The sequence below is a fragment of the Psychrobacter sp. 4Dc genome (assembly GCF_002836715.1).
In the GTDB taxonomy this organism is placed as follows: domain Bacteria; phylum Pseudomonadota; class Gammaproteobacteria; order Pseudomonadales; family Moraxellaceae; genus Psychrobacter.
Window position 1 is genome coordinate 20,268 of sequence record NZ_PJAT01000095.1, and the last position, 11,619, is coordinate 31,886.

At 42.1% G+C, this 11,619-nt stretch carries 9 protein-coding genes; 4 read left to right on the forward strand and 5 right to left on the reverse strand.

Annotated elements, in window-relative coordinates; genetic code table 11:
• Positions 1 to 111: 111 nt before the first annotated feature.
• A complete protein-coding gene (locus tag CXF61_RS07475) occupies positions 112 to 870 on the reverse strand; it encodes an IclR family transcriptional regulator (protein WP_165597749.1) in 759 nt (252 codons plus the stop codon).
• 593 nt (positions 871 to 1,463) lie between these two features.
• Here CXF61_RS07475 and CXF61_RS07480 point away from each other — a divergent pair.
• Positions 1,464 to 2,339 carry a hypothetical protein gene (locus tag CXF61_RS07480; RefSeq protein WP_165597750.1) on the forward strand — a complete coding sequence of 292 codons (876 nt, stop codon included), beginning with the start codon at positions 1,464 to 1,466 and terminating at the stop codon, positions 2,337 to 2,339.
• Between the two features lie 182 nt (positions 2,340 to 2,521).
• Here CXF61_RS07480 and CXF61_RS07485 read toward each other — a convergent pair whose 3' ends face one another.
• From CXF61_RS07485 to CXF61_RS07495, 3 genes are all read right to left on the reverse strand, one after another.
• On the reverse strand, positions 2,522 to 3,226 hold the full coding sequence (locus CXF61_RS07485) for a 4'-phosphopantetheinyl transferase superfamily protein (protein WP_165597751.1): 705 nt from the start codon (positions 3,224 to 3,226) through the stop codon (positions 2,522 to 2,524).
• Positions 3,227 to 3,368: 142 nt separating this feature from the next.
• A complete protein-coding gene (pal, locus tag CXF61_RS07490; RefSeq protein ID WP_057760480.1) occupies positions 3,369 to 3,887 on the reverse strand; it encodes a peptidoglycan-associated lipoprotein Pal in 519 nt (172 codons plus the stop codon).
• Between the two features lie 141 nt (positions 3,888 to 4,028).
• Positions 4,029 to 4,637 carry a DUF6231 family protein gene (locus CXF61_RS07495; RefSeq protein WP_165597752.1) on the reverse strand — a complete coding sequence of 203 codons (609 nt, stop codon included), beginning with the start codon at positions 4,635 to 4,637 and terminating at the stop codon, positions 4,029 to 4,031.
• 382 nt (positions 4,638 to 5,019) lie between these two features.
• On the opposite strand from CXF61_RS07495, the gene pepN reads away from it, so the two are divergent.
• On the forward strand, positions 5,020 to 7,620 hold the full coding sequence (gene pepN / locus CXF61_RS07500) for an aminopeptidase N (protein WP_264755678.1): 2,601 nt from the start codon (positions 5,020 to 5,022) through the stop codon (positions 7,618 to 7,620).
• Between the two features lie 185 nt (positions 7,621 to 7,805).
• Here pepN and CXF61_RS07505 read toward each other — a convergent pair whose 3' ends face one another.
• Entirely contained in the window at positions 7,806 to 8,888 is a 1,083-nt protein-coding gene (locus CXF61_RS07505) for a 3-deoxy-7-phosphoheptulonate synthase (RefSeq protein WP_102078467.1), read from the reverse strand.
• 428 nt (positions 8,889 to 9,316) lie between these two features.
• On the opposite strand from CXF61_RS07505, the gene lpxB reads away from it, so the two are divergent.
• Together lpxB and CXF61_RS07515 are read left to right on the forward strand one after the other, a co-directional pair.
• The gene (gene lpxB, locus CXF61_RS07510; RefSeq protein WP_165597754.1) at positions 9,317 to 10,633 is read left to right on the forward strand and encodes a lipid-A-disaccharide synthase; all 1,317 of its coding nucleotides are present in this window, start codon (positions 9,317 to 9,319) and stop codon (positions 10,631 to 10,633) included.
• A gap of 22 nt (positions 10,634 to 10,655) precedes the next feature.
• The gene (locus CXF61_RS07515) at positions 10,656 to 11,534 is read left to right on the forward strand and encodes a ribonuclease HII (RefSeq protein WP_165597755.1); all 879 of its coding nucleotides are present in this window, start codon (positions 10,656 to 10,658) and stop codon (positions 11,532 to 11,534) included.
• The last annotated feature ends 85 nt before the right edge of the window (positions 11,535 to 11,619 follow it).

Below are 11,619 nucleotides of genomic sequence, written 5' to 3' on the forward strand. Positions count from 1 at the left end.
TTTTTAGTATCACTAGTAGGTGGCATTAATTAAGAGAATGCATTTGCTAAAAATAAAAAGGACGACGCTAAAATCATAGCGTCGTCCTTTTTTGATGGCTAATAGATAGTATTAGCTTTGCAGATCGTAAACGAGTGTTTGAACGTCTTGCGCGGCTTCTTGCAGTCTTGGTACGTGCGTCAGCAAATCATCTAATGAAACACGTATGGTTGGTGCATGCAGATAGAGAGAAGCCAGATAGCGTTGCTTTTTATCCAAGATAGGTACAGCCACTGCCACCATCTCAGAGATAAACTCCTCATTATCGATGCCGATACCAGTATCAGCGATACGATCAAGCTCGGCATTTAATGCATCGATATCAGTAATCGTATTCTTAGTGAACTTATCTAATGGTAACCCTTGTAGTATTTTCATACGGCTAGTTGTAGATAGTTGGCTTAGATAGAGCTTGCCAGTCGCTGTACACCACATGGGTGATTTTGCTCCGACAGGAAGATAAATCTGTAGTGGTAAGGTCGTTTGAGCACGGTTGGTATAGATCATATTCATATGATAAGGAATACCAATGCCGCAAGTTTCTTTTAGCTCGTCAACCAGCTTTTGCAAAATCATCTGCCGTTCGTTAAAAAATAACCGTTGCTGCCAGAGCTCAACGCTCAAATTGCGTACGCGCTTACCAGGGATAATACCGCCACCAATATCAACAGTCAAAAAACCATCATCAACCAAATTTTGAATCAATCTATGAATGGTCGGTTTAGGGATATCTAGCTCCTGTGAGAGCTCAAGTGGAGAAAGCGGTTTTGAAGCATAGGACACTGCTTCGATGATTTCTAGGACACGGGTAATCGACGATACTTTAGGCATATATATGGCTCAGTAGGAGTAAAGAAATAGAGCAGGTAGTATCACAAGGTTTTCATAAATAAGACAAATAGTGACAATACTGACGTTCTATAACAAATCTGTTATAACAACTAATTTAGCATAATATTCGCTTGAGGCAAGCGTTAGTCGCGTTATATGAGATCATTTATATCGTTTTATTTGTTGGTGTAGATTTTCTTATATAAGTAACAATAGATACGTCAACTCACAAGCCACACTATTTGGTAAGGTTAAGCCATATAACTGTCATTGAGTCGGACGATATTTTAGATAATTATGTGGACATGTTTTGCAATACCCTTACATAAACATTAAGCAAGCGAAGTCTCATGTTTACGCTGTTTGGTTACTTTAAGGACGTTATGTAACATAAAAGCGAATTTTTGCAGATTGGTGTAGCAATTATTACAGTACCTATGCAATCTTTACATAATAGCAAATAAAAACAGCATCAGTAGGGGTGACTTTTCAAGTCAGAATTGTTTTAATCACCTCAACAAAATGATGGTTTAAAAAAAGCACAATCATCGTTTTTTATGGGCGGGTTTATTTCACACTTTAGGAGAATAATTATGAAATTGATTAAATTGACGGCAATCTCTGCTGCTGTTCTAGCATCAACTGCTGCATTAGCTGCTGAGCCAGTTATCGTTGTTGATGACAACGCTGCAGTTGCGTATGAAGCTGAGCCAGTTGCTGTTGCCTATCAAGCAGAACCTGCTTCTTATGCATACGATGCTAACGCTGGTGTAGTACGCAACACTACTGGTGCTGTAGTTGGTGGTACTAAGACTTTCTTCCAGACTGCTGTTAACCCAGCTGCAGTGAGTGCTGAAATTGGCACACTAGGCTATGGTGCTAACGTTGCTTGGGCGGTTAATGATAAAACTGAGTTACAAGCTGGTTGGTCTGGCATGAACTTTGACGGTGACAGAGACTTAAATGCTAACGATTCTTGGATTAACTGGGATAAGGCATTAGGCGATGGCTATGGTAACTATAAAGGCACTATGGATTATGATGTAGATTTTAGCAATCCATACATTGGCGTTCAAATGCGTCCGTTTGCTAACAACTTCACAGTTGCTGCAGGTACTATGGTTCCACGTAACAAGATTGAAGCTTCAATTGCTGCTGATGCAGACTCAGAAGGTATTGCAACTGTTTCTATCGATGATGTTGAATATCAAGTTGACACAGCAACTATCAAAGCTGAAAACAAAAATAAATTGGCACCTTATGTTACTATCGGTTACCGTCCAAACATTAACCAAAACTGGGGAGTATTCGGCGAGTTAGGCGCAGCATATATGGGTAAGATGGATGCTGAAGTAACTAATGTTAGTGGTTCTGACACAGATGGCTTTAAAGAAGCGGCAGAAAAAGAAATCAAAGACAAAAACGTTTGGTATCCAATTGTTAAAGCTGGTGTAACTTACCGCTTCTAATCTAATCACAGTCTAAAGACTGTTATTAGTTAAAGATTAAGTACAAAAAACGACCCTCTCGAGGGTCGTTTTTTTGTCTGTCATATAGTAGTTCATGAGATACAGTGGAAAGTTGAGGGAATAAGTATTGTCTTAAATAGAGTTTCAAACAGATAGCTAGTAGGCAGCTATAGAAGTAGTGACTAAAAAATCACCACCGTATGCTGTGTCGTTGATATAGCAATATGATAATCAGTTCTGTCTTCAGCGATGATATACATGGATGACTCTTGTCTCATGCCATCTAATATATCTGCAATGAGGTGTGAGTAATCCATGCCCATACCTTGAGCCAGCTTATAGTGATTTATTTTTATAAAGCATTCTTTGAGTTGCCACAATAGTTTTACAACAGTATCGCGCTCATCTGTCGGCAAGGCTAGTAACCTATTAATCTCATTATCTGAATAAAAGCGCTTTGCCACTTTCCACACCACATTGCTAGCTTCTATATCAATCCCAGCAGGGCGGTCAAGACTGATGACCACTGCTATCTTATTGTTCAGATTTTGCTTAACTTGATTTGAATTGCTGCCAGTATTGGCTTTATCACTTATCCCTGTATGACTGAAACAAACGTAATATTTATGATTGACAAGGCAATACGGAAAATCAGACTCATCTAACGTATCGCTAATCTCTAACTTATTGAGTAGTTGCTGTAATAGCAGACGCACGCCTGCACGTTGTATTTGCCGTTGATTGTGAGCAATACCGCGTGATGCATCTTTCGATGACGATTGAAAATCTAGACAAAGCGATTCACCAACCTCTGCAGTGGCATACCATGTCGTAGAATTGAGCTGAGTATATTTAACCTGAGTTAATAGCAAGTGTTGTACCATCATTCTTATTGTTTGTATTTGGTTTTCAGTATCATTATTTTAGCTGACAAAAATGTAAAAAGCCCAGCAATATTAAATTGCTGGGCTTTTTATGGAAATATATTAAATTATCATGTGTAAAGATTATGATAGATAATGCTAAGTCTTAGTAAGACAGTTCAGCACGGCGGTTCTGTGCATAGGCATCTTCAGTGTTGCCAGCTGCTGCAGGGCGCTCTTCACCATAGCTAATCACACGGATGTTGTTTGCAGTGACACCTTGAGCAGCAAGGTAGTTACGAGCAGCTTGTGCGCGTCGCTCACCTAGTGCCATGTTGTATTCACGGCTACCGCGCTCATCAGTGTGACCTGCGATAACGACAGTCGCTGCTGGGTTTGAATTTAGCAGGCTTACGTGTTGGTTAAGGACGCTCGCTGATTGAGCAGTAATTTCGCTGCTATCAAAGGCAAAGTAGACCACTGCTTGTATATTCTCAGCGCCAGTGATGACAGCGTTTGAGTTATCAACGATAACCGCACCATTGTAGCCAACTTGTCCACCTGGGATGCCTAGCGGGGCAACGACAACTTCTGAGGTAGAACGCTTGGTAGCACAACCAGTGGTCAGTGCAACAGCGCTTGATAGTACAGCAAGAACAGCGATCTTAGAAAAACTGATTGACATGACGAGCTCCTAAAATTTTAATTAAATTTGTTTTTTTAAACTGCTTCCGATAAAACTTAGGCAATCTCTATCTATAATATACTAAATGTTAATTTATGTAAGTATTTTTACTGTAAATTACGATAGATAAAATCGAGCGTATTACCAGCGGTGCTTGCCCCAGTTTTCAGGGTTGGCCCAGTAGTCAGCATTGAGCCAATTCGGCAGTTGTTTGTAATCATATAGGTTAAATTGCCAAAGCGTCGCAGTAATGGTTGATGAGGTAATAGATTGAATGTCATCAATATTTAGAGATGGCTCATTCAATATATCAAATGGCGTAAAGCCATAAGGTTTCAAATCTATCGAGCTATCTAATGCAATAAGCAAATGCGCGGCATACAGGTCACGGTAGCGCATCAGTAGCGGCACATAGTGTTGAGTCAGCTCTTCTGACAAGGTAGGCAGCCAAAAGCAAGCAAGCTCATAACGATCAGGTACATGCTGTTTGGCAAGATCTGATAACGTTGATAAATGGCGTGCGTTCAGCTTCGATTCAGTATTCTCATTAATAGATGTAGTATCGTCAAGTTGTGCTTGTAGTGCTAATAAGTCGGCATGGTTATGTGTTACCCATAATGCTTCACTATTATCTTTTTTATGCTCAGGTGACAGTTCTGTCTGAGTCGTCAATGAGGGTAGTAGTGCCTCAACATACTCTATAAGCAAAGGTAGGGTAATGTCTGCACGTTTCACCGTATTTTTTGTCATATAATAGGCCGTTAGTTAAATGATTGGTCATCAGTACGACTATTAAATCATTTTCAACGACATTATCCAATTGATAACCTATGTTTTCATATTTAAATCATCTTGAACCAACGATATCTTACTTTGCATACTTGAAATTTGGCGATTTAGGTCAATCTAGCTATAAGCTTAAAGAGAAAGTAAAATTAGCTTAATCATTGCAAAGTTTTGTGTATATGCTTAGTTTACTATTTGCACTAGAGCCTTCTGCAAATAGCGAAATGATATTACTCATTACTATATTACTTATCCCTAGTAAAAATAACTTATAACCAAATCACCGATAATAATAGGACACCATATGTCTACTGCTGAAACTGATGCGCAAATCATCAATCCTGAAATGCCAGATGTGCCGCCTCATGCGCCAAGCAAGATTAATCTAAAAGACTACACCAAACCAAGTTTTGATGTCCAGACAGTACATTTAGATATCAAACTGTTTGAAGACTACGCGCAGGTAGACAGTAAGCTTGAGATGGTACGTCAAACGGCAGGGGATATTGTCTTATTTGGTGAGTCGTTAGAGTTGCTAACGATTACGATGAATGGTAAGACGCTAACCACTGAGGATTATCAGCAGGAAGAGGGTAAGCTGACGATTTATAATGCTCCTGAGCGAGCTACTTTAGATATTCAAGTACGCATCTGCCCACAGACCAATACGGCGCTTGAAGGTTTATATATGGCGGGCAGTGGCGACGACACGATGTTTGTGACTCAATGTGAGCCAGAGGGTTTCCGTAAGATTACTTTTTATCCTGATCGCCCTGATGTGTTGGCGATATTTACCACGCGACTTGAAGCGGATAAGCGCTATCCGACGTTGTTGGCCAATGGTAACTTAGTCGAAGCAGGTGAAGTGGCCGATGCACCAGACCGTCATTATGCCATCTGGCACGATCCAACCAATAAGCCAAGTTATCTATTTGCCTGTGTGGTTGCTGATTTAGATGTATTAACAGATTCTTATACGACTAGCGAAGGTCGAGAAGTATTGCTTGAGTTGTATGCCAAGTCTGCTGATATCGATAAATGCGATGTCGGTATGCAAGCCCTAAAAGATGCCATGAAGTGGGATGAGGTCAATTATGGTCGAGCCTACGATCTAGATCGCTACATGATTGTGGCGGTCAGTCAGTTTAATATGGGTGCGATGGAAAATAAGGGCTTGAATATTTTTAATACTGCTTGCGTGTTATCTAGCCCTGAAACGACCACCGATGCGCGCAGCTTTAGCGTAAAAGCCATTATTGCTCATGAGTATTTTCATAACTGGACTGGCAACCGTATCACCTGCCGTGATTGGTTTCAGCTGTGCTTGAAAGAAGGCTTTACCGTTTACCGTGATCAGTCATTTTCAGCAGATCAACAGTCAAGTGCGGTGCAGCGTATCGATGACGTAGCGACATTGCGAGCACATCAGTTCAGTGAGGATGCAGGTCCATTAGCACATCCAGTACGTCCAGAGAGCTTCATTGAGATTAATAACTTTTATACGACGACTGTCTATGAGAAAGGCGCTGAAATTGTCCGCATGATTGCCAATACGTTAGGGCCAGATGATTTCCGAAAAGGAACAGATGAGTACTTCCGTCGCTATGATGGACAAGCGGTAACGGTTGAGGACTTTTTATCAGCGCTGAGTATCACTGATGACAAAATCGAGAATTTTATTGATTGGTATCGTCAGCCTGGTACGCCAGTGGTATCGGGTTCTCAAACCTATGATAGCGCAGCACAGACGCTGACCATCACTTTGAATCAGCAGACACGCCATGTCAAAGGCTTTGATGCGCCAAAACCATTGCCGATACCTGTAGCAACGGCATTATTTGACAAAGACTCAGGCGCTATCGTCGCTGAACGTATGTTATTGCTTGACGAGGCGACGCAAACGTTTGTCTTTGAGAATGTAGCGAGCGAGCCTGTTGTGTCATTACTGCGTGACTTTAGCGCGCCAGTACAGCTCAATTATGACTATCAAGATGTAGACTTAGCATTTTTGCTTAAGCATGAAACCAATGGGTTTAACCGCTGGCAAGTAACTCAAATGCTGGTAAATCGTATTTTGCTGCAAGGCCAAGGTACGAAGAGCAGCCCTGATGTATACCTAGAAGCATTAGCGCAGACACTGCCTGTCTTAGCAGCTGATGATGCGATGCTAGCGGCACGATTACTTGATATTCCATCAGCGCAAGAGCTGGCTTCTGCTATTTCTAAAGACTACGATCCAGTGTTGGTTAAAGAGCAGCGTGATGGGCTATACAAGCAAGTGGCTGATAAGTTAAAAGGCCAATGGGCTGAGCTGTATAATAATCTGCCAATGCAGTCTTATGAGGATAGCGCTGAAGCTCGAGGCATTCGTGCGCTGCGTAATGTCGTACTCGATATGGCGTTGACTGCCAATGTAGATGATGCAGCAGACTGGGCACAGCAGCAGTATGACAATGCGAGCTGTATGACTGAGCGCTTTGGTGCATTGAAGGCCATGGTCAATCATCAGCTGGTAGATGCAGATAAGTACTTAGCAGACTTCTATGATCGTTTCCAAGCAAATGATCTGGTTGTCGATTTGTGGTTCAGTGTCCAAGCTGCGGCTGACGACGTAACGCCTGATATGGTCAAGTCGCTACTGACACACACAGATTTTGATTGGAATACGCCTAACCGTGTCCGTTCAGTTATCAGCGCTTTTAGCTCGCAACCGACGGTACTCTGGACGGCAGAAGGTCTAGAGATGTATACAGGCGTGATTCAGAAATTAGATGATGCCAATCCTGTATTAGCCTCACGCTTACTGCAAGTACTGGCCCGCTGGAATACGTTGGCTGAGCCTCGCCGCCAAATGGCGCACAAGCAGCTGATAGATTTACAAAAGAATGTCTCATCTAAGCATGTGCTCGAAAGCTTAGAGAGTGTGTTAGGTGCTGCAAATAATTAATTGAAAACTTGGTTAGCTTTGACCAATTAATGAAACATGTATCGTTGTTGGTCATTGCTAACCAAGTTTGAGAATACAGTATTTCTTATAAAACGTTCATAAATAAAAAGCCCTTTTCGCATCAGTGCGAAAAGGGCTTTTTATTGTTTGCTCGACGATAAATTATCGTAGATAGCTATTAGCTATTAGCGATTTGGTAGTACATCTTTTACCATATCACGTAAGTCACGTAATGCTGTGACGGTGCTATCCCAATCTAGGCAGCCATCGGTGATTGATTTGCCGTACTCAAGCTGGCTCAAATCAGCAGTCAGTTTTTGATTGCCGCCTTTTAAGTGACTCTCAATCATCATACCGATAATTGATTTGTTGCCATTTTGGATTTGTTCGGCAACGTTTTTGATAACCATCGGTTGTAGGTAAGGGTCTTTACCTGAGTTAGCATGGCTAGAATCAATCATAATCTTGCTATTGGTTTTGCCTTTTGCCAGCTCGTTTTCAACTTGAGCTACCGCAGTTTCATCATAGTTGGGCTTGCCGTTACCACCGCGAAGTACTACGTGCGCGTAAGGGTTGCCTTTAGATTTGATGATAGAGACTTTACCATCTGACGACAGACCTAAGAAGCTATGACCTTCTTTAACCGCTTGCATGGCATTGACAGCAACCGTCATACCGCCATCAGTACCGTTCTTAAAGCCAACTGGACATGATAAGCCAGAGCTCATTTCGCGATGCGTTTGGCTCTCAGTGGTACGTGCACCAATGGCTGACCAGCTGATTAGATCCTGAATGTACTGCGGTGTATTTGGATCAAGTGCTTCAGTCGCGCAAGGTAGACCTTTTTCATTCAAATCAAGTAGCAATTTACGAGCCGTGCGCAAGCCTTTTTCTATATCAAAGCTGTCATTCATGTCAGGGTCGTTGATCATGCCTTTCCAGCCAACCGTCGTACGAGGTTTTTCAAAATAAACACGCATGACCACAAATACACTGTCTTCGATTTCTTTTGCCAATACGGCTAAACGATCGGCATATTCGTGAGCGGCTTTGATATCGTGAATAGAGCAAGGGCCAATGACCACAAACAAACGCTTGTCTTTACCATCCAAGATATCTTGAATAGTATTACGACCTTTTAGTACAGTGTTATACGCGTCGTCTGACAGAGGCAGCTCGGCTTTTAGCTCGGCGGGGGTAATCAAAGGAATAAATTTTTCAATATTCACGTCGTCAATATCTGCATTATGGGTAACTGATGTTGTCATGGTTATATATCGTCTAGCTGATTTATAGGAATAATCATTATGCGGACAAAAGTGTTGGTTGACAAGGGTAGTCGAGCAGTTAATTGACTGATAACTGGAATGAGGAAACTAAAACTTAGTTATACTTATACAGACTTAGCGTGATATTTGACGTTCTAAATGCACGTTTAGCATTTGGTTTTTCTATCTATTAATAAGAGTTGGTTGAGTTTTTGATGCATAACGCTCAGGTTTTATGCGTGAATTTCGCTATTTGTATCATCGTCAAGTATGATAGCAACATTAGCGATGGGTAGCCCAAGCTGTGTCATTAGAACAGTACGGATGAGTGCTTATATTATTCATAAAGCCATATCGCTGATTTATTACGTTATATTTTATAATAACGGTTATTTTATTTTGTGTATTTCTAATATCGAGAGCTTGTCATGACAGATTCTGCTACGTCTCATCACCATACTGACCTCATTCATCAAGCCGAGACGGATTCTCAAGTAGCAAATATAAATGCTACGCCGCTAGTGATAGGCATCGTCGCAGGTGAGGTATCTGGTGACAGCTTAGGCGCAGATTTTATGCGGCAAATGAATAATCTACGTGATGATATTGTCTGGGTAGGCGTGGGCGGTACAAAGATGCATGCGCAAGGGCTACAGAGTATTTTCCCATTAGAGCGTTTGGCAGTGATGGGTCTGGTTGAAGTCATGTCGCAGCTACCAGATTTGCTCAAAGCGCGCCGCGAGCTACTGAGCGCATTTAAGGCTGCCAATATTGATTGGTTCGTCGGTATTGATGCACCTGATTTTAATTTGCGAGTATCCAAAAAACTAAAGCCCCAAGGCGTGTTCTGTGTGCAGTACGTCAGTCCTTCTATTTGGGCGTGGCGCGAGTCGCGTATCCATAATATTAAAGCAGCGACCAATTTGGTGCTATGTTTATTCCCGTTTGAGTTGCCAGTTTATGAGCGACATAACCATCCGGCGATCTGTGTGGGTCATCCATTGCTACGAACCATTGATCAGACGTTGATAGATACACCAATCAATCAACGTCGCAGTGAGCTCGTTTGGGACAACGATGGGTTGCAGCAGTTCTTTATTGAACGCTTCGATGATGTGAGTCAGCTTATTTGTGTGATGCCAGGCTCTAGGCGCGGTGAAATTACAGCCATTTTGCCATTAATGCTTGATGGTATCCAAAAGTTAATCCTGTTAGATCCTAAGCTGTGCTTTATTATTCCAACGGTCGATCAAAACCATCAATATATTGTGCAAGAAGTGATCGACCAACGCTCAGAACAGCTACGTGCAGCAATTGTAGTGGTCTACGATGATACCCAGCCAGAATTTAGCCAACATGCCATGGCGGCATCAGATATTGTGATGCTGGCATCTGGGACAGCAACGCTGGAGGCAATGCTGCTTGAACGTCCGATGGTAGTGGTCTATCAATTAAATCAGCTGACTTACCAAATAGCCAAGCGTCTGGTAAAAGTACCATATGTGGCATTGCCTAATATATTGGCTAATGCGCCAATCGTACCTGAGCTGATTCAAGAGCAGGCGAGCGGTGACAATATCTGCCGCACCGTAATGCGATTGCTGCAACCACGCGCTTATGCCGAGCAATTACACGACTTACTAGTGACAAAGCAGTCGCTACAACAGCAAAGTAACCATGAGCCTGCAAACAGCGTGATTGAACAGTGGTTTATTCAAAATACCGATACCGTCAATCCTAATTAAACGAGAAAGACCTTTTAATATTATGCATATCAACCAACATACAGAAAGCTCAGTTCAAACGATTGACATCAATATTGAGCATATTGATGTGAAAGGACAATATATACAGTTAGCAGCGCCCATACGTTTATATGGGCAAATGAATACCGCTGAGCTGCTTACCCAATATCTCAGTTATGATAACCAAGAGACAGAGCAGTCAATACTGCAAATCGGCGTTGATGAAGCAGGACGTGGGCCATTACTAGGTAGTGTCAATGTGGCGGCGGCAATATTACCTGCGACCTGGTCAGGATTGATTGAGGAACAACCGCTCAAAGACACGCCGTTGTCGATACTGACAGACTCCAAACAACTGAGTGAAAAAAAGCGCGATATCCTTTATCCATTGGTTCAGCAGCATGCTATCGGTTATATCATCGCTGATATACCAGCAGCAGTGATCGACCAGGTGAATATCTTGCAAGCAACGATGCTTGGCATGCGCTTATGTACTGAATCCTTGCTAGAAGTGATTTTTAAAAAATTCTCGACCACTAGAAATGATAAAAGCACGTCGCTCGATCAATTAAAGATCGAAGCGCTATTTGATGGAAATCGTTGCCCTGACTTGAACTATGATAGCTTTAAACATTTGGAGGTAGCGCCATTTGCAATTGACTGTCAAGCATGGGTAAAAGGCGATGCGCGTCATACTAGTATTGCAGCGGCCAGTATATTGGCAAAAGTAAGTCGTGATGAATCGATGTATACACTGGATGCTCAATATCCGGAATATGGTATTGCCAAACACAAAGGCTATCCGACGCGCGCACACATGGAAGCAATCGAAAAACATGGTGTCTTGCCAACGCATAGACGTAGTTTTGCACCAGTGAGAAAAGCGCTAGAAATACAGTAGCTATAAACAAGTGGCTATAGAAAAGTGACTATAGAAACATGTTCATGAAAAAATGACTGAACCGCCCCGACTATATCGGAGAGTA